Raw genomic sequence first — 23,232 nt, 5'->3', positions numbered from 1 at the left:
GGCCCGTAGCGGGCCGGTGGGGGCGTACGGCGCGGTGGGGGCGGGTCGTACGGAGCGTCCGCGGGCCGTACGAAGCGGCGGCCCGCGGTCTGTACAACGCGGCGCCCCGCGTCCGTACGCGGCCGTCAGCTCGGGCGGGCCTCCACGATGAACCTGCCCGACGGCCCCTGGCCCGCGGCCGTCACCGTCAGCCCCGCCTTCGCCGCCAGCGCGCGGAACTGCCGGACGTTGCGCGTCCGGCCGCCGTTCAGCACCATCAGCACCAGCCCGCCCTTGCTCGCCGCCTCGCCGGGGAACACGCCCCCGACCACGACGACCCGCCCGTTCGGAGCCGCCGCAGCGCCCTCCGCGCAGCGCGCGAGCAGCTTCGCCGCCTCCGCGTCCGGCCAGTCGAGGAGCACGTGCGTGATCAGGTAGACGTCCGCGCCGGCCGGCAGCGGGTCGAAGAAGCTCTGCCCGCTGACCTCGGCCCGGTCGGCGACCCCCGCCGAGGCGAAGACCTCGCCGGAGCGGGCCACCGCGCGCGGGAGGTCCACGAGGGTGCCGCGCACGCCCGGGTGGGCCCGCAGGATCTCGGCGAGCATCGCGCCGGTGCCGCCGCCGACGTCGATCACGTGCCGGACGCCGTCCCAGTCGTCGTCCACGAGCACCGCGGGGTCCGGCACGCCGCGGCCCTCGTAGCCCATCATCGCGTCGTAGCTGGCGGCGAGTTCCGCGTCGGCTTCGAGGTCCTTCCAGAACGGGCGTCCGAACACCGACTCGTAGGAGGGCCGCCCGGTGCGTACGGCCTCCAGCAGCCCGCCGAACGCGCCGGCGATCCGGCCGCCGTAGCCGTCGAGGTCGAAGATACGCACCCCGCTGCCCGGCTCCAGGAAGGCGCGGGCCGCGTCGTTCAGCGCGAACTCGCCCTCGGCGGGCTCCTCGAAGACCCCCTTGCCCACCAGGTGGCGCAGCACCCGGGCCAGCGACTCGCCGTCGCAGTCAGCCCGGCGGGCCAGCTCGTCGATCCCCGTGACGCCCGCCGCCAGGTGCTCGGCGACGCCGAGCGTCGCCACGACGCGTACGCACCAGGGGGTCGCCAGATCGCTCAGCGCCCACAGATCCGCCTTCTCCGACACTTGCCCACCTCCACGTCAAGGGCCCCGCTCGGGCCCGTGGTCGAAGCTGCCCGCCCCAGGATGGCGGCCGGGGCCGGCCGGCGGCACCTTCCAGATTGCCCGTGCCCATGCCCGTGCCCGTGCCGTGCCCGAACGCGGCGCCGCCGCCGCGCCGGGCGGCCCGGCGGCGGCGCTGTGGCATGGTGGTGGGGTGAGGCTGGAGGACCTGGTCCGGTTGCGCCGGGCCCGCGACGCGATGGACCGCGACTACGCGCAGCCGCTGGACGTGGCGGAGCTGGCGCGGGTCGCGCTGATGTCGCCGGGGCACTTCTCCCGCAGCTTCCGCGCCGCCTACGGCGAGACGCCGTACAGCTACCTGATGACGCGCCGGATCGAGCGCGCCAAGGCGCTGCTGCGGCGCGGCGACCTGACGGTGACCGAGGTGTGCTTCGCGGTCGGCTGTTCCTCGCTGGGGTCGTTCAGCTCGCGCTTCACCGAGCTGGTCGGCGAGAGCCCGAGCGCCTACCGGGCCCGTACGCACGAGGACGGCGCCGCCATTCCGGCGTGCATCGCGAAGATCCACACGCGACCGGTGCGGAAGCCGGGCGCGAACGACACCCTCCTCAGGTAGCGTGAGTCGCATGGGAATCGTGCTCTCGCAGTGCTTCATCGCCGTCGATGACCATGACAAAGCTCTCGCCTTCTACCGGGACGTGCTCGATCTGGAGGTCCGCGACGACGTCGAGTTCGAGGGCATGCGCTGGGTGACCGTGGGGTCCCCCTCGCAGCCCGAGGTGAACATCGTCCTCGAACCGCCGCTTGCCGACCCCAACGCCTCGCCCGCGGACCGCGAGGCCATGGCGCAGTTGCTGGCCAAGGGCCTGCTGCCCGGCGTCATCTTCGCCACCGACGACTGCGACGCGACCTTCGAGCGCATCGTCGCCTCCGGCGCGGAGGTGCTCCAGGAGCCGGTCGACCAGCCCTTCGGGGTACGGGACTGCGCGTTCCGCGACCCGTCGGGCAACCTGCTCCGGTTCAGCCAGCCGCGCCGTTCCTGACCCGCGCCGTACCTGACGGAGCGGGACGGGCGGCTGCTACCGCGCGCCCTCCAGCCGGGCCGAGCGGGCCGCGGCGGCCTCCGCGACCCGGCGGCTCTCCCGCGCGGTGCGCTCGGTGTCCGCCACCCGCTCGCGGGCCTTCTCCACCTGCCAGTGCGCCGCGTCCCGCGCCGCCCCCGCCGCCTCCATCTCCCGCTCCAGGGCACCGATGTACTCCTGTGCCTGGCGCAGCCCGGCCTCGGCCCTGGCCTTCTGCTGCTCGGCCTGCCGCACCTCGCCGTCCAGCCGGACGGCCTGCCACTGCGCCTCCTCGGCCTCCTGGCGGGCGCTGAGCATCTCCAGGAAGCCCGCGAGGTTCCGCACCGCACCGGCCATCTGCTGCAAGAGGAAGGCGGCGGAGGCCACGTCGTGCACCTCGAAGTTGTTGGCGCTGTCGGCCTCGTCCGACACCCGCAGGAACGGCCGCCCCGGGCGGCCGTCGGTCAACGAGTACGCGCACAGATCCACATCGAACCCCACTGTCTGGCGGGGGTCGCCCCGCCCCTGAAACATCGCCCCGGCATTCCAGCCCAGGTGGAGCACCCGGGACAGGTCGTCACCGAGAGCCCCGAAATGGTCTTCCGGTGAGTCGGCCATGTTGCACCACGGCGGACAGACGAATTGGAGGCACTCATCCATGACGGTCACCCCCTTCCTATCGTCACGAGCCGCCCCGGACTGGAGTGTTGATCACCCGCAGGGGGTACGTGGGGCCGGAGTGCCATCGACGCAGGGTGGTGAACTCGCCGCGTACGCACCGGTGATGGCGGTGCCGGCGAGGCGGCGACCCGCTCGCGTGCGGACGCGCACGTGCGGCCAAGTCGCCTGCCCCGCCGCGGAGTTACTTCCCGTCGAGCGCCCGGTCCACCAGCGCGCCGGCCGCGCCGGTGTACGAGGCGGGGTCGAGGAGGGCTGCGAGGGCCGGTTCGTCGAAGTGTTCGGCGATCGCGGGCACTGCCGCGAGAATCCCCGGCAGGGCCCGTCCCGTACGCTCCGACTCCCCGGCGGCGTCGGTGAGCAACTGCTTCGCCCGCGCCTTGCCGAGCAGCGGGGCGAGCACCGCGGCGACGCGCTCGGAGGTGACCAGGTTCTCCGTCATCCGCATGTTGGCGCGCATGCGTTCGGGCCTGACCTGGAGGCCCTCGGCGAGTTCCACCGCGGTGTGCGCCGCGCCGCCCGCCAGGCGCAGGCACTCGCGCAGCAGGTGCCACTCGGCGTGCCAGGCGCCGGCGGAGCGCTCGTCCTCGGTGACCATGCACTGGGTCACGGCGGCGGCCAGCGCCGGGACCTGGAGGGACGCGCTGCGGATGAGGGTGGCGAGCACCGGGTTCCGCTTGTGCGGCATCGCGGAGGAGCCGCCGCGGCCGGCCACCGCGGGCTCGGCCACCTCGGCGACCTCGGTCCGGCCCAGCGACTGCACGTCCACGGCGATCTTGCCGAGCGCCCCGGCGACGAAGGCCGTGACGGCGGCGACGTCGGCGACGGGGGTGCGCAGCACGTGCCAGGGCAGTGCGGCGGGCGCGAGCCCCGTCTCGTCGGCGAACGCGGCGGTCAGCCGCTCCACGTACGCGCCGGAGTCCTCCGTTCCGCCCCCGTCAAGGGCCGCGTACTCCAGATACCCGGCCAGCGTCCCCGCCGCCCCGCCGAGCGAGACGGGCAGCCCGCCCTCCAGCACCCGCCCCACCCGCTCCGCCGCGTCCAGCACCACCTGCCGCCACCCGGCGGCCTTGAGCCCGAACGTCGTCGGCACCGCGTGCAGCGTCAGCGTCCGCCCGGCCATCAGCGTGTCGCGGTGCTCCGCCGCCAGCACCTCCAGCGCCCGTGCGGTGCGCAGCAGGTCGGCGTGGACCAGGCGCAGCGCCCGGTCGCACACCAGCATCGCGCCGGTGTCGAAGACGTCCTGGCTGGTCGAGCCCCGGTGCACGTACTCGGCGGCCCCGGGGTCGCGTTCGGCCACCACCCCGGAGAGCGCCTTGACCAGCCCGACCACGGGGTTGGCCGTCTCCCGCGCGGCGCACGCGAGCGCGCGCAGGTCGAGCAGGTCGGCGCGGGCCGCGGCGGTGATCGCCGCGGCGGCGGACGCGGGCATGGTGCCCGTACGGGCCTGGGCGCGCGCCAGCGCCGCCTCGGCGTCCAGCATCGCCTGGAGCCACGCCCCGTCCGACACGGCGGCTTCGGCGGGGGTGCCGGCCCGGACGGGGGAGAGCAGGCCGGCGTCGAGGCCGGCCTCCGGGGTCGGGGTCGGGGTCACGAAGGCTCCTCTGTGGCTGGGGGGCGCGGGCCGTCCGCGGCGGTGAGGGCGAGGACGGCGCGGGCGATGGCGTCGGAGTCGCCGAGCGTCACGGAGTTCACCCCGGGTCGTATGCCCGCGGCGGTGACCCAGTGCACCGTCTCGGTCGGCACGCCGTAGGCGAAGCGGCGGGGGTGGGGCCGGTCCTCGGCGTCGACCAGGCGGTACGGGCGCTCGCCGACGGCCAGCCCGCCGGTCACCACGTCGTCGCCGGAGTCGCTGGAGATGCGGTACGGGCGGCACTGGCCGGTGGCGAGGAGGTGGGTGAGCAGGGGGTCGGCGGTGCGCCGGATGTCGGGCTCCGGCAGCCGCGCCTCGATCAGCGCCGCCGCCCGCACCGGCGGGCCCTGCACCCGGCTGGACTCGGCGACGAACGCCGGCTCCTCGCCCGTACGGTCGACGCGGACGCGCAGCTCCGGGCCCATGAACTCCAGGACGCCCGCGTTGGCCAGCGCGATGGTCTCCTCGATGCGGGAGGCGGGCGGGCCGATGGACAGATAGGCGTTCAGCGGCGTGTACCAGTTCTGGAGGTCGTCGCGGTACGAGATGCCCTCCAGGCCGCCGTGGTCGACGATGAGACGGATCTCGTTGCGCAGGTCACGCAGCACGTCGAGCGCCGCCTTGAGCGGGCCGCTGACGTTGCCCTCACGGGCCTCGCGCACGTCGTCGGCCAGGTGGCCCAGCAGCCAGTCGCGGAACTCCTCGCGGCTGCGGAACTCGCGGGTCGCGTACGGGCGGTCGATGCGCTCCCAGTCCCAGCGGTCCGCGGCGGGGATCCCGTGCTCGTCCAGCAGCGCGGCCTCGACCTCCGCGGTGGGCGCGGCGAGGTAGCGCACGACGAACGCCTCCCGCTCCGCCTCCCGGCCCTTCGCCGCCAGCAGGGCGCCGTAGTAGACGCTCGCGACCTCCTTGGCGATCAGCGGCCACAGGTCGACGGCGAAGTACACGCGCCGGCCCTCGGCGCCGCGCTCGCGCAGCCGGGCGATGACCTCGGGGGTGAGCAGCCGCGGCTCGTAACGGCCGTGCGCGCCCTTCTCGTTGTGGCCGCGGGCGTGGTACGGGACGCCGCGCCGGGAGCCGGCGAACAGATGCGGCTCGCGGCCCGAGGGCCGGTACACCAGCCGGTCGCCGCTGCGCTCGAACCGGCCGCCGCGGCCGGTGGTGAGCAGGGCGAGGTGGTCGAAGAAGTTCAGCCCGAGCCCGCGCAGCACCACCGTCTGCCCGGGGCGGATCGCCGACAGGTCGGCGTCGGCGGGGTTGACGGGCGTGACGAGCACGAGCCCGCACTCCGCCGCCTCCCGCGCCAGCTCCTTCTCGCGCTCGGTCGCCCGCGCCGGCAGGTGCCCCTGGGCGAGGACGACGGCGTCGAGATGGCGTAACCGGGTGCCGTCTTCGAGGACGAGGCACTGGCCGGCGGCGCCTTCCTCCTCGTCGAGGGTGACCGCGGTGGTCCGGTGCACCTGCACCGTCACGTGCTCCGGGGCGCCCTCCACCACCCGGCGGAAGGTGTCGCCCAGGTAGTGCCCGTAGAACGCGCGCGTCGGGTAGTCGTCCTCACCCAACTGCCGCGCCTCGGCCAGCACCCCGCCCGGCAGCGGGCCTCCTTCTCCCCGTACGACGGACCGCGCCCACTCGTACAGGCTGGGCCCGGCCTCGATGGGGCCCTCCATCTCCACGCTCGCGTCGGTGTAGATGGTCACCTGGGAGGCGACGGTGTTCATCAGCAGCAGATCAGGCTGGTCGGTCCGCCACACCCGCCCCGCGCCCGGCGGGTGGGGGTCGACGACATGGATGCGCAGCTCCTCATGGGCGGGGGACTTGCGCTCGTTCGCGCAGATCCGCTCCAGGACCGACAGACCTCGCGGCCCGGCGCCGACGATGCAGACGTTCAACTGCCCGTTGGACATGGACACCTACTCCTCGGAGGCGACGTACAGGACCCTTGCGTAGGAGACTTCCACAATGCCCGACCTCACATCGATGACAAATTCCTGTGAGGTGAACGCGCGGGCAGCGCGGGGGACGTGCGGACGGGGGCGCTGACGTGCGGATTTCCGCGCGGGCGCACGACCCGATGCGGTATGAAGTCGGGGGCGGTCGGCGTCCGGGAGGTGGTGCGGGGTGGAGAACGTCTTGCCGGGTGTGGTGGGGGCGTTCATCGGTCTGGCGGGTGTGCTGCTCGGCGCCTGGGCGACCGGGCGCAGCGAGGACCGGCGGTGGCTGCGGGAGCAGAAGCTGAAGAGCGCGGCCGACATGATCACGGCCGGGCTGCACCTGTACGAGGCGCAGGTGGACGGCAGCGACCAGCGCCGGCTCAGCACGGCGGACCGCGTGGCGTGGCAGGACCGGCTCCAGACGGGCAGGTCGCACATCCACCTGCTGTGCGGTGCGGGGACACGCGCGGCGGCGGACGGGTTCTCGGGGCTGGTGTGGCGGAACGAGGGCAGCGGGCACGTGTCGGAGGAGGACGACGTGGTGCGGGCGCTGCGGGAGTTCAACGGGCATCTGCGGCGGGAGATCAGGTCGGACGGCCCGGAGCGGTCGCTGCGGCGGGCGGGGCTCCGGCGGGTTCCGCGGTCGGCGGGGCCGCTGGGGCCGGTGGGGCCGACTGGGCCGGCGGGGGCGGCGGGGCCGGAGCGGGCGCCGGGGGACGGTGCGGGGCGGGGAGCCTAGACCGGCGGGTGGGGAGCGTCGGTCCCGTCGGGTCCGGTCGCGGGGGCGAGGAGGGCTCGCAGGCGGCCCGGCGGCAGTCCGGATTCGGCGCGTACGACGTGCGTCATGTGCGCCTGGTCGGCGAAGCCGAGTTCGGCGGCGAGGCCGCCGAGGTCGCGTTCGCCGCCTGCCAGCCGCTCCAGCGCCCGCGCGGCGCGCAGCCGGTTGCGGTAGCGGCTCAGCGTGGCGCCGGTCGCGGCGCGGAACACCCGGCTCAGGTGGTGCGGCGAGCAGCCCAGTTCGGCGGCGAGGGCGAGCAGCCCGAGCCGCGGGTCGGCGGCCAGCGCCTCCCGGGCGCCGTCGGCGAGCCGCCGCCGGGCCGCGGCCGTGGCCGGAGCGCCGCTCGCCACCCGCCGCGCGTCGAGCTGCGCAAGCGCCGCCGCGGCCAGCGCGACGGCCGACTCGGCGGCCCGGAAGGCGTCCCCCGGACCGCGGCCGGCGGCGGCGCAGAGCAGCCGGTGCCGTAGCGCCATCGCGGGCGTGGTGAACACCAGCCCCTCCGGCACGGCCGGATCGCCGCCCAGGAGTGAGGCGAGCAGCGGCTCCGAGGGCACCAGCTCGGTGTAGCGGTCGGCGCCACGCGGATGCGCGAACTGCTGCTCGCTGCCGAGCCGTTCGACGTACACCGACGCGGGGTCCATCGTCTGCTCCACGCCGTCCACCCGGGCCCGTACGACACCGTCGCGCACGAGAACGAGCCCGAAGACGTCCGCGGCACGCAGGGGCGTCCACCCGGCGGGCGGATCACCGCAGCGCACGTCGGTGACGCAGAGGTCGTCGCCGGTGAGGAGCGCGCGCCGGATCACGGCCATGCGCCCGAGCCTTGCATACCAGCGCGGCGATCGCGCACGAACTTACAAGCGCGGCGGGGGCGGTGGGCGGGAGCGTGGCGTCGTACGGCGGTTGCGTGGGGCCGCCGGTGGCGGAGGGAGCGGCGATGGGGCGGACGGACGACGTGGGTGCGGGGAGCGAAGCGGGCGGTGGCGTGGCCGGTGGGTCGGGTGCTGTGAAGGGCGGTGCGGCGGCCGGCCAGAAAGGCGGCGGGGCGGCCGGTGGCACGGTCGGTGGGGCGGGCCGTGCCGCGGGCGGCGGTGTGGTGGGGGAGGCCGGCGGCGGAGGTGCCGGACGGGGCGGTGACGTGCGGAGGGGGCGTGGCGCCGGGGGCTCCTGGGGGCGGCGACGGGTGTTGCGGGGGGTCGGGGCGGTGGCCGCGGGGGCGGTTGCCGCGTCGGCGACCGGGGCGGCGGCTGCCGCCGCGACCCGGCCGCGCCGCGGCCCGGCGGGCTCCGCCGCGGGCGGCCCCGCCTCCGGTGCCGAGACAGTCGGCGCCGAAACAGTCGGCGCCGAGGCTGCCGGTGTCGAGGCTGCCGGTGTCGCCGTGTGCCGGGCCGGGGGGTTCGAGGTGGTGGCGTTGCTGGACGCGCACGGGACGTTTCCGATGCCGCGGGCGGACGCCTTCCCCGGTGCCTCCGCCGCCGCGTGGGCGGAGGCTCGGCGCGTCGACCCGCGGGCGTTCGGACCCGGCGACGCCTGGGAGCTGGACTTCCGCTGCTTCGCCGTACGCCGGCCCGGCGGCCGGGTCGTGCTGGTCGACTCCGGCATCGGCCCCGCCGGCAGCCCCGCCGCGAGCTGGGCGCCGGTGCCGGGCCTGCTGCCCGGGCGGCTGGCCGCCGCCGGCATCGCCCCGGACGACGTGGACGCCGTGGTCCTCAGCCACCTGCACGAGGACCACTACGGCTGGTCCGTGACCCCCGACGGCGTACCCGCCTTCCCGCGTGCCCGCTACGTCGTCCAGGCCGCCGAACTCGCCGCCCTCGCCCCCGGCGACTCCGCGACGACGTACGCCGTCGAGCCGCTGCGCGCCGCCGGGCAACTGCACATCGTGGACGGCGGCACCCGGCTGGCCGCCCACCGCGGCGGTGCCGTGACGCTCGTACCGACGCCCGGGCACACCCCCGGACACCAGTCGGTCGTCGTGGACGGCGGCCGTCGGCAGGTCGTCATCGCCGGCGACGTCCTCGTCCACGCCGTGCAGCTCGCCGACCCGGCCGTGCGGTACTTCTTCGAGGACGACCCCGACCTCGCCCGCCTCACCCGGCGGCTGCTCCTGGAACGGGCCGGGGAGCGCGGCGCGGTGCTCGCCACGGCCCATCTGAACCGGCCGTTCGTAGCCCTGCGCTGACCTGCCAGGCGCGGCCGGCGCGCGCGTGCCCCCGGAGGTCGGCTCCGGGGGCACGCCGCTTCAGGGCTTGCAGCGCCGGTCGGCCGCGGGCAGGGGGCCGCCGGCGAGGTAGGCGTTGACGGCTTCGTCGGCGCAGGGCACGGGGCGGTTGCCGCCGAGGGAGTTGGCGTAGACGCCGTGGCTGCGAAGGTCCACCGTCAGCAGGCGGGAGCCGTCGAGCGCCCGGTGCAGGGCGACGCCGCCCCGGTACGGGGTGTTGTTGTCGCGGGTCGCGTGGAGCATCAGGACGGGCACGTCGTTGTCGATGGCGGTGCCGGTGTCGCCGGGCCGGGTCGGCCAGAAGGCGCAGGCGGAGATGGCGTTGGCCTGGGGGCCGAAGACCGGCTGGCCGGCGCGGCTCTGCTGGGTGGCGCGCCAGTAGGCGTGCGTGCCGGTCGGCCAGCCGCCCGCGGGCCAGCCGCCGTCCGCGCACATGGTGAACGAGGGGATCGCGAAGAGCATGTCGGCGTCGGGCGATGCGAGCAGCGTCAGCCACTGCGCGAGCACCGGGTCGGGCTCGACCGCCTGCCCGCCGAGGGCGTCCAGCAGGTTCCGTACGATGCGCGCGAGCGCGGGGTCGCTCTCCTCGTACTGGAGCAACTGGTGCATGATCAGCCGCAGTCGGGCGGCGTCCGCCTCGTGGTCGCCGATGGCGAGGGGCTGCCGCTCGGCCCGGGTGACGAGCCGTGTCACGGCCGCGCGGACACGCGGGGCGGTGCGGCCCAGCCGGTACGTGCCGTGGCGGTCGGCCGCCCACGCCGCCCACTCGCCGAGTGCGGCTTCCGCGGCGGGGCCGGTGTCCTGGAACAACTCGTACTGCGTGAGCGCCGGGTCGGTGCCGCTGTCCAGCACGATGCGGTCGGCGCGGCGCGGGAAGAGCTGGGTGTAGACGGCGCCGAGGTCGGCGCCGTAGGAGACGCCGAAGTACGACAGCGACGGCTCGCCGAGTGCGGCCCGGACGGCGTCCATGTCGCGGGCGACGTTGCGGCTGGTGGCGTGCGCCAGCAACGCGGTGTTGCCCGCGGGCTGTCCGCAGCGCCGCGCCATGTCGCGTGCGGCGGTGACGGCGGCGTCGAAGACCTCCCGGTGGGAGCCGGTGACCGGGGCGGGCGCGCCGGCGGGCGGGGCGCAGGCCAGGGGCGTGCTGTCGCCGAGGAAGCGCGGGTCGAAGCCGATCAGGTCGTAGCGGCCGGCGACCTCGCCGAGCACCGGGCTCAGCGCGAGCGGGTACTCCAGCCCCGGCCCGCCGGGGCCGCCGGGGTTGGCCAGCAGGATGCCGCGCCGCTCGGCGGGCGGGGCGGTGGCGCGGATGCGCGACACGGCGATCTCGACGCTGCGGCCTTCGGGGGCGGCGTAGTCGAGCGGCACGGTGACGTGTCCGCACTCGGCCCCGGCCTCCGCCAGCCCGGGGTGCCGCTCGGCGGAGCACGGACCCCAGTCGACGCCCTGCCGCCCGCCGGCGGCGGGCGGGGGCGCGGCGGACGCGGGTGCGGTGACGCACAGGGAGGCGGTCAGGGCGGCGGTGGCGAGCAGGGCAAGGGAGGGGAGGGAGGCAGGGGAGAGGGTGCGCATCGTGCTCCTGGAATGCCTGGAGTGCCGTGAGCGGCCGACCCGCCTGAGGTGGCTGAAGCGCTCGGCGCGTCCGGTGCGTCCGGGCACTCGGGTGATGATCTAGGGACGAAAGTTACGATGCGGTGCGACCCGCGGCCATCGGGCCAACCGCCCGACTCCGCAGGGGGATAACCCCCGGGCGGCGAGCCGGGGGGAGATGATCAGCGTTCCGACCAGCAGGTCGGGCCCTCCCCGGGGAGAAGGGCAGCCCTGCGCCCCGGCAGGACTCGAACCGGTGACCAAGCGCTGAGAAGGCGCTCGCCCGCCCCGAAGATATGCGGCTGACCTGCATAAATGCGAGCTTTCAGCGCTCGTTATCCAAGTCTGGGGGGCGCACTCGGGATCTGTCGATGCCTGGAACTGCGGGCCGTCGGGCGCAATAGTGTGGCTTGGAGGACAGCGGCGGCCTGTGCCGGCCGGGTTCCTCACCCTCCGGGCAGGTCGCGCCGTTTCATCTGCTCGTGCGGGCGGGGTCGCCCGCGGCCGGCGTCTGTGTCTCGGGGAGGTGCTGTGCGGGTACGGACGTCGTCTTGGTGGGCGTGGTCACTGCGTCTTCGGTGTTCGTACGGCGCCGGAGGGAGTGGAGTCTGGCTTCGGCGGCTCGGTAGAAGCGGTCTGGCAGGAACACCGCGTCCGCGATGAGCATCGCGCCGGAGAAGAAGGGAAGGCCCATGAGTACGGCGATTCCCAGGTGCATGGCCAGCGTCATGACCAGCACCGGATACTTGAGCCTGCCGAACAGTACGAAGGGGAACGAGACCTGGAGCAGCACTGCCATGTAGCCGGCGAGCGCGAGCAGTTGCAGGTGCTCGGACGCGAGGCCGGAGAGCGCGGGCCAGGGCTGGAAGAGGTCGAGGTGTGTGACGTAGTGCAGCGCGGTTCCGTTGCCCCAGGTGTTTCCTTGCACCTTGTAGAGCCCGGCGGCTCCGTAGACGATGCAGATCTGAGCGGCGATGACGAACATGCCGCAGTTGTGCAGCAGCGTCGTCACCTGTCGTCGAGCGGTTTCCAGCTCGCGGAGCCAGGGGGCCAGGGACAGGTTCCTCTTGGCCGTACCGCGTCCCCTCGCGCGGCAGGCACGGCGCGCGTCGAGCGACCAGCGCCGGCCGCAGGCGGTGAAGCAGAGATACACCGCCATGAGGAGGACGATGTTGTCTCCGCCGTCGGTGCTGAAGATGGCCCGGGCGTGGAAGGACGTCACGACGAGGGCGAACAGGAGTGATGTCGCCCTGGTGCGCCATCCGGCCGCGAAGAGCAGAGAGATGAGGAGTGCGGCCCCGTAGCAGAGTTCGAAGTAGAGCGGGTCGTCGGAGAGCGTCAGGAAACTGATCCAGCTCGTCTGGTCGAAGAGCTGCCGCGCGAGAGCCGGTGTCCAGGGTGCTTCGGGCCCCCACAGTTCGTCCCGGTGCGGGTACTCGTTGAGCAAGAACGCGAAGTAGAGCGTTCCGTACCCGATGCGCAGCACGGCTGCGGCGTGGAGGGACACATGCCACTCTACGAGCATGATGCGCATGCCGCCGACGCGTTCGAGGAGTCGATCTGGCATGGATCCGGCGGCCCGTACGCTTCTCCGAGTGGGCGGGGACGGCGCGGGAGTCCGGTCAGAGTGCATCGCGTTCCACCTTCCACCACGGCAGGTTCCGTGTTTCCGCGGGCTGGGGTTGCGGCCGGGAGCCGTTCGCACGGGCAGGGCCCGTGATGGGCTGCGTGACCACGCGCATCTGAAGGGCCTCGAAGTCTCCGCCCCGTGCCGCCGAGACTCGTTGTGCGGCCACGTTGCGTAGGTACTGCTTCATCATCACGGCGCGTTCGGAGTGGGATTCATCGGTGTTGCCGTGCATTTCGACGTAGGCGGTCCATGCCCGGCGCAGCGTGTTCTGCGCTGTGTGGCTGGGTGCGATGTGATGCCGTACCGCGGCGTTGTCCAAGGCGGTGAGATCGAACCAGGGGCTGGTCTGTGATTCACCGTCGGCCGTGGTATGCCGGGTTCGCACGGAGATCTGCCGGTCGACCGACTCCGGGTTCGGGGCGAACAACCGCCAATTCTGCTCGAAGAGGGGATACACCCAGGAGTGGATCTGCTTTTCGTAGCGTTGCGAGAGGGGATTGGATGGTGCCACGTGCAAGAACACCAGGGCGAGGTGAGCGATCGTCATCACCAGGGCCAGGGCAACCATGCCGGTGACCACATTTCTCAGGTGACGCGACAGGGCCCTCGAGCGTCGCGATGCTGTGGTGTCCCCCCGTGGCGGAGGTTCAGAAGGGACTTCTTTCAGGCTCACCGGATTACGGTCGTTCAGCACGCGGTCACGACCGGCATGTTCCATCTTGACCGACGTCTCCTTCTTGTGTTCGTACGCTTCAGCATCAAGTCGGCGGGCGGCGGCGTTTCAACGCCGCCGCCCGCCGCTCCGCTGGCTGCGCCCTCAGGAGCACTCCCACGAATGCACCTGGTAGGCGGTGCAGCGGTCGGTCGCACGGACGCTGCGGGTAGGAGGATGATCCCGCAGCGCACGGCTCACGACGGGATTCGCCACAGCCGGACGGGTGTATTTTCTGCCATGGGCCCGGTCCGGCCCTGGACTACGACGAGGCCTTGTCGTGGTGCTTGCACTTGTCGTGGTGCTTGCACTTGTCGTGGTGCTTGCACTTGTCGTGGTGCTTGCACTTGTCGTGGTGCTTGCACTTGTCGTGGTGCTTGCACTTGTCGTGGTGCTTGCACTTGTCGTGGTGCTTGCACTTGTCGTGGTGCTTGCACTTGTCGTGGTGCTTGCACTTGTCGTGGTGCTTGCACTTGTCGTGGTGCTTGCACTTGTCATGGTGCTCGCACTTGTCGCCGTGCCCCCCGCCGGTGGTGGCTCCCGTCGTGGCTCCGGTGGTGCCGCCGGTCGTGGTGGCCCCTGTGCTGCCGCCGGTGGTGGTGGCTCCGGTGGAGCCACCGGTCGTCGTGGCCCCTGTGGTCCCGCCTGTGTTGGTGGCGCCTGTGGTGCCGCCGGTCGTGGTGACACTCGTGGTGCCACCTGCGGTGTTGGCCCCAGTGGTGCCGGCGGTAGTGGAGTTGCCGGCGATGGCACCTCCCAGCAGCCCGCCGGTGGTCACCCCGGTAAGACCGCCGAGCAGCCCACCCCCGCCGGTAGTGCCCCCGGTGGTGGTCGTCGCACCGTTGGTGGTGGCACCGTTGGTGGTGGCACCGTTGGTCCCGCCGTTGCACTCCGGACGAGTGATCACGTTGGTGTCCAGGGACGTCGTGCCGTTACGCGCGAGCGCACGACCCTCGATGGTCGCGCCGGTGTTCGCGGTAATCGAGGTGAGGGCCAGGATGTTGCCCACGAAGGTGGTGTCGGTTCCCAGCGTCGCCGAACTCCCGATCTGCCAGAAAACGTTGCATGGCGATGCGCCGTTAATGAGCTCGACATTGCTGGCCGACGCAGTGGTCAGGGTGGATCCGACCTGGAAGACCCACACGGCATCGGGGTCGCCGTCGGCGTCCAGGGTCAGTGTGCCGGTCAGCCCGATCGAGGAGGAGGCGTTGTAGACACCCGGAGCGAGGGTCATACCGCCGAGATCGCCCGCGATACTCGCATCCGGAGCCTGACCAGCGGCGTCGTTGTAGGCCGTGACCAGATCACTCTGCGCTTGAAGAGCGACCGCGTCCGCGGAGTGGATCGCCCCGTTCACCAGCCCCGGCGGAAAACCGGTGATCGCTGTCCCGGGACTGACGCCGAGATCACCGGTTACCACAGTCGGGCCGGTATTGGTCACCGACTGACCGCCGAGAACAGCGAAGCTCTCCGTGGTGCCGAGCGGGACTTGGGTCGCGATTGCGTAGGTCTGCGTCGTCGTGATGGCGATCGCAGTGACCACCATCGCCACCAGCGCCGCCAGCCACGAAATGACTGTGCGCCATCTCGGGGCTCTGGACTCATTCAAGGACATCTTGACGCTCACTCCTTTGTGTAACAGCGGAGGGTGTTTCACGCAGAGAACGTGAACACGAATCTCTCCGGCGCCACAGCCTCACCGGGGCGGAGCATGACGGTTCGTCAGAACGGAGAGGAACTCAGGGTAGTAGAAGAATGCATTTAGCATTGGAGGCGGATGGGTGAAATTACCTTCGCCTAACAGTTAAAATTAAAATATGCTCACACGGGATAGCCGATTCCGGATTCTCGACGTGCGAGTCCTGAAGAACCAAGCGCTCTCGCCGGCCGTTCAACTTCGGGATTACTGAGGTTCAACTCGTGGAGTCGTAGGGGCTGACGGTTCGTCGTCCGTGCGGTATCACCGGGGCATGCGGTATCCACAGGGGGGCGGGCTGACCGCTGAACGGCAGCAGTTCCGCGAGGAGTTACGGTTCAAGGCGGCCGAGAGGTTCGCCCGGGGCGAGGTGAGCTCGGTGATCGCCAGGGACTTGCGGGTCAGCGTCCGCTCGGTGCAGCGATGGCGGCAGGTGTGGGACAAGGGTGGTCCGCGGGCTCTGCGATCACAGGGGCCGGCGTCGCTGCCGAGGCTGAGCGAGAAGCAATTCGCCCAGTTGGAGGCGGAGCTGGCCAAGGGGCCGGCCGCGCACGGCTGGGAAGACCAGCGCTGGACCCTGAGCCGTGTGAGAACGGTGATCGGTCGGCGGTTCCATCTCACCTACACGGTGCAGGGCGTGCGCAAGCTGCTGGTCCGCAACGGCTGGTCCTGCCAGGTCCCGGTCCGACGGGCGATCGAGCGGGACGACGAGGCGGTCGCCGGGTGGGTCAAGGAGGTGTGGCCCTGCGCGGAAGACTCGCGGCGGCCCGTGGAGCCTGGCTCGTCTTCGAGGACGAAGCCGGCTTCTCCATGACGCCGCCGCAGGCGAAGACCTGGTCACAGCGCGGCCGGACCCCGGTGGTGCGGGTGCGCGGCCGTTCCCGCAGACGGGTGTCCATAGCCGCGCTGACCTGCTACAAGCCCGGCCACCGGTCACGGCTGATCTACCGGCCACGCCCAGACGACGGCCGCCGCGACGGACGCAAGAGCTTCTCCTGGCGCGACTACCGGGACCTGCTGATCACAGCCCACCAGCAACTCGGCGGCCCGATCGTGCTCGTCTGGGACAACCTGAACGTCCACAAGGCCGCCGGCCTGCGGGAGTTCGCCGCCTCACGGGGCTGGCTGACCATCTACTATCTGCCGCCCTACGCACCCGACCTGAACCCCGTCGAAGGGATCTGGTCGCTCCTGCGGCGCGGCTGGCTCTCCAACGTCGCCTTCAGCACCCCCGACCACCTCATCCAACGCATCCGACGCGGCCTACGGCACATCCAGTACCGCAGCGACCTCATAGACGGCTGCCTCGCCGAGACCGGCCTGACCATCAGACCCACCTGAGCAACCCAGCGACATCACGAGTTGAACCTCAGTAGCTGACCAGTTCGAGAACCCTTCCCCCGACTGCTCCCCGGTCAGCCGGCCAGATCGAGGGCCCTGGCCCGGCGCCGGAGGGGCAGTGGGGATTGTCCGGATGCCGGCGCAGCCCACAGCCAGGTCGTCAGTGGCGTGGCCGAGGTTCGGTCCCGCAGCCCATGAGTCCCACTGAGGAGGGCCGTGCTCTCGATGCCCTCTGTGGGAAGACCTCCTCGTCGAGCACGTCTTCGTGCTGGAGCCGGTCACGGCGGTCAACGACACGCAGCCGGACCGCGCGGTCTCGTATCGGAAGTGCGCCGCCCCGCCGCCCAAACCGGACGATCACCTGTAACGGATCGAAGGGCTCCGGTACCTTCCGGCGGCTGCATGAGGCAGTCCGAGGGCCCGTGCGGGCGGCCCCGACGGCTTGATTGTCCGCTCCGTGGCCGCCGTGGGCGGCGCCGAGGAACTGATCCCGGGGGCGCATGGGGGGCGGCCACCCGTAGCAGCCCGGTTTCGGCCTGCTCCAGCGGGACGGACGCCATGGTCATCTCAATGGCGGACGGGTGCCGGCCGGCGGGTGGGGGTCAAGTGCCTGAAGTAAGGGAAGGCCCTCCCTGGGGGAGGAGGGCAGCCCTGCGCCCCCGGCAGGACTCGAACCTGCGACCAAGCGCTTAGAAGGCGCCTGCTCTATCCGCTGAGCTACGGGGGCCGGTGTGGCGTGGAACGGTGGCCGGGCTCGGCGGATCCGTGACCTTGCCAGGGGTCAAGGATAGGGCTCCGTTGAGCCACACCCGGTAGCTTCACTCCGGCACCACCTTGTGGAGGTTCAGTGAAGCGTCCCGATAATCGCAGGCGAGTGCGATTCGCGCACCGCTTTTTTCCGGGTGGCGCCGGTGGTGTTGTGCAGTCGTTATGCCCGGGTGGCGGAAGCTTCTGGGTTGAAGAAGGCGCGCTGCGGGGCTAAACGCTTTCAAATTCGGATGGAAGCGGGCATTCTTCGCATGTGGCGACCTCGGACGTACGGCCTGACCTGCTGAACGCACTCTCCGCCCTGCGCGAGTGCGTCGCCGCCGCGCGCTTTCCCCTCCCCCTCCCGGGGGCGGACGGAGCGCGGCGGAGCAGGGCTGAACTGCTGGCTCAGCTCGACGACTACCTGGTGCCCCGGCTGCACCGGCCGGACGCGCCGCTGCTGGCGGTGGTCGGCGGGTCGACGGGGGCGGGGAAGTCGACGCTCGTCAACTCGCTCGTCGGCAGATGCGTCAGCGAGTCCGGCGTGTTGCGGCCCACGACGCGGATGCCCGTCCTCGTCTGCCATCCCGACGACCAGTCCTGGTTCGCCGGGCAGCGGGTGCTGCCGCATCTGACGCGGGTGTGGATGCCCCGGCAGGACGCCCCGCACGGGCGCGTCGAGGCGTACGAGTCGTACGGTGCGTACGAGGCACAGGAGGTCGAGGAGCCGTACGGGGACCACGGCGGCGGTGCCCGTGAGGTGTACCGGGGCGGCGGTGCGCGTGAGGTGTACGGCGGCGGTGCCCGCGAGATGTACGGGGGCGGCGGGAACGGCCGTACGGGGTACGCGGCGAACAGGGGTGCCTCCGGGGCGTACGACATGCCCGACCCGTACCGCACCCGGCAGGGGCCGCCTCGCGCGGCAGCGACCTTCGGCGAGGGCGGCCACGGGCCGGACGGGACCCTGCTGCGCATCGAGGTCGACGAGAACGTGCCCAGCGGCCTCGCCCTCCTCGACGCCCCCGACATCGACTCCCTCGCCGGGCACGCCCGCGAGCTGGCCGCCGAGCTGGTGTGCGCCGCGGACGTGTGGGTGCTGGTGACGACCGCCTCTCGGTACGCGGACGCGGTGCCCTGGCACCTGCTGCGTACGGCAAAGGAGTACGACGTCAGCCTGGTCACCGTGCTCGACCGGGTGCCGCACCAGGTCGCCGGTGAGATCTCCCTCCAGTACGCGACGCTGCTGCGCAAGGCCGGGCTCGGCGACGTGCCCCGCTTCACCGTCCCCGAACTCCCCGAGTCCGCCGGCGGCGGCAACGGGCTGCTGCCCGCCACGGCCGTGCAGGAGCTGCGCGACTGGCTCGCCCGCCGCGCCCAGGACCCCGAAGCCCGCGCGGAAGCCGCCCTGCGGACCGCGAACGGCGTGCTCGCGTCGCTGCGTTCCCGGGTCTCTTCGCTGGCCGGGGCGTGCGCCGCGCAGCACGCGGCGTCGACGCGGATGGCGCACCGCGTGGAGCGGTCGTACGAGGAGGCCGCCGAGCAGGCGCACGCCGACCTCGTCGGCGGCGCCGCGTTCGCCGGCGACGCCCTCGCGCACTACCGCAACCGCGCCCTGACCGGCGCCTCCGCCGACCTCCTCGACGCCCTGACCGGCAGCGTCGCCGCCGTCCTGTACTGCGCCGTCGCCGCCGCCGACGAACGCTTCACCGCCGAGCTGCGCCGCGAGCCGGCGGCAGCGGCGGTGCCGTTCGCCGACGCGGGCACGGGGGCGCAGGAGCGGGTGGGCGTGCTCGTCCGGCGCTGGCAGCGGTGCCTGGAGGAACTGGTCGACGAGGCGTTGCGGGCGGCGGAACAGGGCGCCGACGCGAACCCGGAGGAGGTGGCGGCGCTGCTGGCGGTGGCGCTGCTCGGCGGCCGGAACGGGGCCGGGGCGGCGGACGAGTTGGCGGCGCTGCTGGGCGCGAAGGGCGGGCTGCGGCTGCGGAGCCGGGGCGGGCGGCTGCTCGGCACGTACTTCGAGCGGGTGCTCGACGGGGAACGGGACCGCCGGCTGGCGGCGATCGACGCCTTGGAGGCGCAGTCGGGCCAGCAGGCTCAGTTGATCGCGGCGATGTCCGTGTTGCAGCGGGAGAAGTGACGGGAGAGGTGGACGAGGTGCGCGCGGAGGAGACGGCGGGACGCGAGTCGGCGGAGGTTCCGGTTCCAATTGGGGAGGCGGCGGAGCCGGCGGCGGCGGTCGGTGGGGCGGACAGGGCGGGCGAGGTGGCCGAGTTGCGTGGGGTCGCGGCGGTCGGGGCTGTTGCGGCGGTCACTGGGGCGGGGGGCGTTGCTCGGGCGCCAGAAGGTGGGGATGGCGGGGAGGGCTCCGGGGGCGCGGAGGGGGCACGGGTTTCTGAGGGTGCGGGGGCTTCCGGAGGTGCGCCGGTAACCGGAGGTGCGGAGGTCGGCGCGCGTGACCTCGGTGCTGGCGGCGGTGTCGGCGGTGTCGGCGAGGCGCGGGGTGATGAGGCTTCGGCGTCGGCGCCCGCCGGGATGTGGGACGACGGGTTGATCGCCCGGCGCTCCGTGCGGTGGGGTGTGCGCCGCGGACGGCAGCAGGCGGTACGGGCGGAGGACGGCGCGGGGGCGGCTGACTCCGTGCCCGGGCCGGGGGACGGCGGGGAGCCGGGCGGGGAGCCGGGGAGCGGGGTGGCCGGCGCGTCCGAGGCGCCGGCGGCAACCGCGTCGGGGGACGGGGTGGTTGGAGCGGGTGAGTCGTCGAGGGCTTCGGTTTCGGTTTCGGCTTCGGGTTCGGGGCGGGTGGGGGCGCGGGTTGGGGATGCGCCTTCCGCCGGGGCCGGGGATGTGGTGGAGGCCGGGGGCGGCGTGGATACGGGGGGTGGCGTGGGCGCCGGGTTCGGTGCGGAGGACGGGGGTCGGGCGGATGGCGGTGGGCGAGAGGGCGGTGTCGCGGAGATGGGTGCGGACGGCGGGTTGGACGTACGGGGGGCGGGGGCGCCGGAGCCGGCGGGTGGTGCGGCGGCGGAGGGCGGTGGGGCCGGGTCCGAGGCCGGGCCGGGCGGCGGTGGCTCCGAGGCCGGGTCGGGCGGCGGCGGCTCGGACATCGGGTCGGTCGGCGGTGGCTTCGGGGACGGGCCCACCGGCGGTGGGTTCGACGTCGGGCCGGGCGGCCACGGCTACGAGGCCGAGTCGGTCGGCGATGACTTCGGGGATCCTGCGGGGCTCGGGGCGGGCCCGGTCGACGGTGGTCCCTCGGACGCCGGCGGGCGCGGCGGTGCGTACGACGGGGACGGTGCCGTGCCGCGTGCCGCGGCTCGGGGTCGCGGCGGGGCACGCGCGGGGCACGAGGCGGACGCGGGGCTGCCCGGAGGGTTCGTACCACGTGCCGAAGGCCCCCTGCGGGGGCGGCTCGACGCCCTGCGCGAACTCGTCGGCCTCTCCCGTACGCGACTCGACGGGCGCACGCTCGCCGAGGCGGGCCGCGTACTCGACGAAGCCGCCGACCGGCAGCGGCTCTCCCTCGACCACGCCGTCGTCGCCATCGCGGGCGCCACCGGCAGCGGCAAGTCCAGCCTCTTCAACGCGCTCGCCGGCGCCCCCCTCTCCGATGTCGGGGTGCGCAGGCCCACCACCTCCCTGCCCTCCGCCTGCGCCTGGCGCGGCGCCGGGGACCACGCGCCCACCCTGCTCCTCGAACGCCTCGGGCTCCCGCCGCGCGCCGCCCGCCCGCTCCGCGACGACCTGGGGCTGCGCGGGCTCGTCCTCGTCGACCTGCCCGACCACGACTCGGCGGTGGACGAGCACCGCCGCCGCGTGGAGGACCTGCTGCGCCGGGTCGACGCGGTGATCTGGGTGGTCGACCCGGAGAAGTACGCGGACGCGGCGCTGCACGAGCGCTATCTGCAACCGCTGGCCGGCTACGCCGAGGTGATGTTCGTCGTCCTCAACCAGGTGGACCGGCTGCCCGGGAACGCCGTCGGGCAGGTGCTCGACGACCTGCGCCGGCTCCTCGACGAGGACGGTCTCGCGCTCGGCGAGCACGGCGAGCCCGGCGCGTGCGTGCTGTCGCTGTCCGCGCTCACCGGGGAGGGCGTGGGCGATCTGCGCGCGGAGCTGGTGTCGTTCATCGCGGAGCGGCGGGCGGCCGAGCGCCGGCTGACCGCGGACGTGGACGGGGCGACGGCGCGGCTGCACGAGGTGTACGTGGGCGAAGGCGGCGGGGGCGGGCTGGACGAGCGGATCAGGGCGGAGTTCGAGGACCGGCTCGCGGAGGCGGTGGGGGCGGCGGCCACGGGGCAGGCGGCGGAGCAGTTGTGGCTGCGGGAGGCGGAACAGGCGTGCGGGGCGCGGCTGGTGGAGCTGTGGCGGGGCCGGGTGGCGGGTGCCGCCGGCGGCTCCGCGAAGCGGGCACCGGCGGACGTGAGCGTGCTGATGCCGGAACCCCGGGACGGGCAGCAGGGGTTGGTTCCCGCGCGGGCGGTGGTGGAGCAGGCGGTACGGACCGTCGCCGACGAGGCGGGCGTCGGGCTGCCGGCGCCGTGGGCGAAGGCGGTGCGCGAGGCGGGGGTGCGCGGGGCGGAGGGGCTCGCGGACGGGCTGACGCGGCACGCGGCGAACGCGGACCCGGGCGCGGATCCGGACTCGGTTACGGGCCCTGACTCGGTCTCTGCCCCGGGCTCTGGCTCTGACCCGGGCTCTGGCTCTGACCCGCGCGCGGAGTCGCTGGACGCGGGTGAACCCGGTGCCCGTGCTTCTGCCGCCCTGGCCGGGCCGGGCGCGGGCGGTGTGCCCCGGCCGCGGTGGTGGTCGGTGGTGGGTGCGGTGCAGCGCGGGTTGCTCGGGCTCCAGGCGCTGGCCGTGCTGTGGCTGGTCGCAGCGCTGTTCGGCGTCACCGGTGTGCCGTGGCCGGTGCCGCTGGCCCTGGTGGTGATCGCCGCCGCCGGCGGTCCCGGGCTGGCGCTGGCCTGCCGACTCGCGGCCAGGGGTCCGGCGCGGCGGTACGGCGAGGAGGCGGAGCGGCGGTTGCGCGAGGCGGCTGCCGCGAGCGGGCGGGCGCGGGTGCTGGAGCCGATGGCGGCGGAGCTGCTGCGCTACCGCGAGGTGCGGGAGCAGTACGCCGTTGCGTCGGGCGGTGACACACGTCCCTGACCTGCTGATACGTCCTCCCGGCCGGAGTTATCCACAGGGGTCGCGGGTTCGTTCGGGAGCGTGCAGCATGGAGGTCAGCGGGCAGGTGACGTGCCCGGACGGGGGAGAGGTGCGTGCGAGATGAACGAGACGATGGTGACCGTGGTGGGGAACGCCGCGACGAGCGCCGATTACCGCACGACGCAGTCGGGGGTGCCGGCGGTGCGTTTCCGGCTGGCGGCCACGGTGCGGCGGTTCGACCAGGCAAGTGGTAGCTGGACCGATGCGTACACGAATTTCTTCACGGTCTGGGCCTGGCGCCAGTTGGCGGACAACGTGGCGGCATCCGTGGCCATCGGTGAACCGCTGCTGGTGCGGGGCCGATTGCGGGTCAGGGAGTACGAGAAAGAGGGCGTGCGGTGCACGGACCCGACCATCGACGCGACTGCCGTGGGGCACGACCTCGGCTGGGGCACGGCGGCGTTCCGCCGGGTGTCGCGGCTCCGGCCGTCGTTCGCGGAGCCGGGCAGGGCGGAGCTGGACGGCACCGCGCGGGACGCCCTGGTCCCGTCCATGGAGGTCGGCGGGGTGCCCGCCGCGGCGGAGAGGGCGGAGAGGGCGGAGAAGGGCGAGCGGCAGCCGGTGCTGACCCCGGACCTGGGCTGAACAGGCCGAACGGGGCTGAGCCCGGGGCTGCGCAGGGCTGAACCCGGGGCGGGACCGGGGGCTGAACCGGGGCGGGACCGGTGCTGATCGGGGCAGGACCGGTGCTGACCCGGGGCTGGCACCCCGGCCGAGGCAGGCGGGCCGAGCCGAGCCCGGTCGGGCACGGAGCCGTCGCCGCCGCGGCCGGTGGGGCGGGCCCGGCCCCAGGCCCGCATCCCGGCCCGCTCCAGGCTCGCATCCCGGCCCGCCACCCGGGCCCGGGTGCCGGTCGGCGGGCGAAGTGGCGGCCGTGCGGTGACGTTTCCG

General features: G+C 73.6%; 18 protein-coding genes and 1 tRNA gene. 9 read left to right on the top strand and 10 right to left on the bottom strand.

The window, feature by feature from the left end:
• Positions 1-125: 125 nt before the first annotated feature.
• Positions 126-1,118, bottom strand: coding sequence for a methyltransferase (locus QBL21_RS27980; protein ID WP_407565004.1), 993 nt, complete (start codon positions 1,116-1,118; stop codon positions 126-128).
• Positions 1,119-1,353: 235 nt separating this feature from the next.
• On the opposite strand from QBL21_RS27980, the gene QBL21_RS27975 reads away from it, so the two are divergent.
• Together QBL21_RS27975 and QBL21_RS27970 are read left to right on the top strand one after the other, a co-directional pair.
• Positions 1,354-1,728 (top strand): helix-turn-helix transcriptional regulator, encoded by a 375-nt coding sequence (locus QBL21_RS27975; RefSeq protein ID WP_407566588.1) that lies wholly within the window; start codon positions 1,354-1,356, stop codon positions 1,726-1,728.
• 10 nt (positions 1,729-1,738) lie between these two features.
• Entirely contained in the window at positions 1,739-2,155 is a 417-nt protein-coding gene (locus tag QBL21_RS27970) for a VOC family protein (RefSeq protein ID WP_407565003.1), read from the top strand.
• Between the two features lie 36 nt (positions 2,156-2,191).
• Here QBL21_RS27970 and QBL21_RS27965 read toward each other — a convergent pair whose 3' ends face one another.
• The 3 genes from QBL21_RS27965 to QBL21_RS27955 form a co-directional block, all read right to left on the bottom strand.
• Positions 2,192-2,791, bottom strand: a complete 600-nt coding sequence (locus QBL21_RS27965) for a hypothetical protein (RefSeq protein WP_407565002.1) — start codon at positions 2,789-2,791, stop codon at positions 2,192-2,194.
• A 244-nt stretch (positions 2,792-3,035) separates the two neighbouring features.
• The gene (locus tag QBL21_RS27960; protein WP_407565001.1) at positions 3,036-4,445 is read right to left on the bottom strand and encodes an adenylosuccinate lyase family protein; all 1,410 of its coding nucleotides are present in this window, start codon (positions 4,443-4,445) and stop codon (positions 3,036-3,038) included.
• On the bottom strand, positions 4,442-6,391 hold the full coding sequence (locus QBL21_RS27955; RefSeq protein WP_407566587.1) for an FAD/NAD(P)-binding protein: 1,950 nt from the start codon (positions 6,389-6,391) through the stop codon (positions 4,442-4,444). The genes QBL21_RS27960 and QBL21_RS27955 overlap by 4 nt, the downstream gene beginning before the upstream one ends.
• Positions 6,392-6,605: 214 nt before the next feature.
• Here QBL21_RS27955 and QBL21_RS27950 point away from each other — a divergent pair, with 214 nt between their 5' ends.
• On the top strand, positions 6,606-7,157 hold the full coding sequence (locus QBL21_RS27950; RefSeq protein WP_407565000.1) for a hypothetical protein: 552 nt from the start codon (positions 6,606-6,608) through the stop codon (positions 7,155-7,157).
• Here QBL21_RS27950 and QBL21_RS27945 read toward each other — a convergent pair.
• The gene (locus QBL21_RS27945) at positions 7,154-8,008 is read right to left on the bottom strand and encodes a helix-turn-helix domain-containing protein (protein WP_407564999.1); all 855 of its coding nucleotides are present in this window, start codon (positions 8,006-8,008) and stop codon (positions 7,154-7,156) included. The genes QBL21_RS27950 and QBL21_RS27945 overlap by 4 nt on opposite strands.
• 593 nt (positions 8,009-8,601) lie before the next feature.
• On the opposite strand from QBL21_RS27945, the gene QBL21_RS27940 reads away from it, so the two are divergent.
• Complete coding sequence (locus QBL21_RS27940; RefSeq protein ID WP_407564998.1) at positions 8,602-9,378, top strand: MBL fold metallo-hydrolase; 777 nt, start codon at positions 8,602-8,604, stop codon at positions 9,376-9,378.
• 60 nt (positions 9,379-9,438) lie between these two features.
• Here QBL21_RS27940 and QBL21_RS27935 read toward each other — a convergent pair whose 3' ends face one another.
• The 4 genes from QBL21_RS27935 to QBL21_RS27920 all read right to left on the bottom strand — a co-directional run bounded on the left by QBL21_RS27935 (position 9,439) and on the right by QBL21_RS27920 (position 14,964).
• Positions 9,439-10,989 carry an alpha/beta hydrolase gene (locus QBL21_RS27935; protein ID WP_407564997.1) on the bottom strand — a complete coding sequence of 517 codons (1,551 nt, stop codon included), beginning with the start codon at positions 10,987-10,989 and terminating at the stop codon, positions 9,439-9,441.
• A gap of 490 nt (positions 10,990-11,479) precedes the next feature.
• Complete coding sequence (locus QBL21_RS27930) at positions 11,480-12,574, bottom strand: HTTM domain-containing protein (protein WP_407564996.1); 1,095 nt, start codon at positions 12,572-12,574, stop codon at positions 11,480-11,482.
• Positions 12,575-12,629: 55 nt separating this feature from the next.
• Entirely contained in the window at positions 12,630-13,217 is a 588-nt protein-coding gene (locus QBL21_RS27925; RefSeq protein WP_407564995.1) for a DUF5819 family protein, read from the bottom strand.
• Positions 13,218-13,611: 394 nt separating this feature from the next.
• A complete protein-coding gene (locus QBL21_RS27920; protein WP_407564994.1) occupies positions 13,612-14,964 on the bottom strand; it encodes an ice-binding family protein in 1,353 nt (450 codons plus the stop codon).
• A 355-nt stretch (positions 14,965-15,319) separates the two neighbouring features.
• Between QBL21_RS27920 and QBL21_RS27915 the strand changes: the two genes are divergently transcribed.
• Positions 15,320-15,859: a winged helix-turn-helix domain-containing protein gene (locus QBL21_RS27915; protein WP_407564993.1), complete on the top strand. Its 540-nt coding sequence runs from the start codon at positions 15,320-15,322 to the stop codon at positions 15,857-15,859.
• Positions 15,856-16,386, top strand: coding sequence for a transposase (locus QBL21_RS27910; RefSeq protein ID WP_407566586.1), 531 nt, complete (start codon positions 15,856-15,858; stop codon positions 16,384-16,386). The genes QBL21_RS27915 and QBL21_RS27910 overlap by 4 nt, the downstream gene beginning before the upstream one ends.
• Before the next feature lie 654 nt (positions 16,387-17,040).
• On the opposite strand, the gene QBL21_RS27905 is transcribed toward QBL21_RS27910, so the two are convergent.
• A tRNA-Arg gene (locus tag QBL21_RS27905) sits at positions 17,041-17,113 on the bottom strand.
• Between the two features lie 294 nt (positions 17,114-17,407).
• On the opposite strand from QBL21_RS27905, the gene QBL21_RS27900 reads away from it, so the two are divergent.
• The 3 genes from QBL21_RS27900 to QBL21_RS27890 all read left to right on the top strand — a co-directional run bounded on the left by QBL21_RS27900 (position 17,408) and on the right by QBL21_RS27890 (position 22,926).
• A complete protein-coding gene (locus QBL21_RS27900; protein ID WP_407564992.1) occupies positions 17,408-19,270 on the top strand; it encodes a dynamin family protein in 1,863 nt (620 codons plus the stop codon).
• 818 nt (positions 19,271-20,088) lie between these two features.
• A complete protein-coding gene (locus tag QBL21_RS27895) occupies positions 20,089-22,281 on the top strand; it encodes a GTPase (RefSeq protein WP_407564991.1) in 2,193 nt (730 codons plus the stop codon).
• Between the two features lie 120 nt (positions 22,282-22,401).
• Positions 22,402-22,926, top strand: coding sequence for a single-stranded DNA-binding protein (locus tag QBL21_RS27890; protein WP_407564990.1), 525 nt, complete (start codon positions 22,402-22,404; stop codon positions 22,924-22,926).
• Positions 22,927-23,232: the final 306 nt, after the last annotated feature.

This window comes from Streptomyces sp. 184, from assembly GCF_045781775.1.
In the GTDB taxonomy this organism is placed as follows: domain Bacteria; phylum Actinomycetota; class Actinomycetes; order Streptomycetales; family Streptomycetaceae; genus Streptomyces.
The sequence above is the reverse complement of the archived record's forward strand: the minus strand, read 5'-3'. Positions and strand labels throughout refer to the sequence as shown.

Coding starts and splice junctions, on each gene's coding strand:
- QBL21_RS27975 (WP_407566588.1), top strand. CDS start 1,354: ATGGACCGCGACTACGCGCAGCCGCTGGACGTGGCGGAGCTGGCGCGG.
- QBL21_RS27970 (WP_407565003.1), top strand. CDS start 1,739: ATGGGAATCGTGCTCTCGCAGTGCTTCATCGCCGTCGATGACCATGAC.
- QBL21_RS27965 (WP_407565002.1), bottom strand. CDS start 2,791: ATGGCCGACTCACCGGAAGACCATTTCGGGGCTCTCGGTGACGACCTG.
- QBL21_RS27955 (WP_407566587.1), bottom strand. CDS start 6,391: ATGTCCAACGGGCAGTTGAACGTCTGCATCGTCGGCGCCGGGCCGCGA.
- QBL21_RS27945 (WP_407564999.1), bottom strand. CDS start 8,008: ATGGCCGTGATCCGGCGCGCGCTCCTCACCGGCGACGACCTCTGCGTC.
- QBL21_RS27935 (WP_407564997.1), bottom strand. CDS start 10,989: ATGCGCACCCTCTCCCCTGCCTCCCTCCCCTCCCTTGCCCTGCTCGCC.
- QBL21_RS27930 (WP_407564996.1), bottom strand. CDS start 12,574: ATGCCAGATCGACTCCTCGAACGCGTCGGCGGCATGCGCATCATGCTC.
- QBL21_RS27920 (WP_407564994.1), bottom strand. CDS start 14,964: ATGTCCTTGAATGAGTCCAGAGCCCCGAGATGGCGCACAGTCATTTCG.
- QBL21_RS27915 (WP_407564993.1), top strand. CDS start 15,320: ATGCGGTATCCACAGGGGGGCGGGCTGACCGCTGAACGGCAGCAGTTC.
- QBL21_RS27910 (WP_407566586.1), top strand. CDS start 15,856: ATGACGCCGCCGCAGGCGAAGACCTGGTCACAGCGCGGCCGGACCCCG.
- QBL21_RS27895 (WP_407564991.1), top strand. CDS start 20,089: ATGGGTGCGGACGGCGGGTTGGACGTACGGGGGGCGGGGGCGCCGGAG.
- QBL21_RS27890 (WP_407564990.1), top strand. CDS start 22,402: ATGAACGAGACGATGGTGACCGTGGTGGGGAACGCCGCGACGAGCGCC.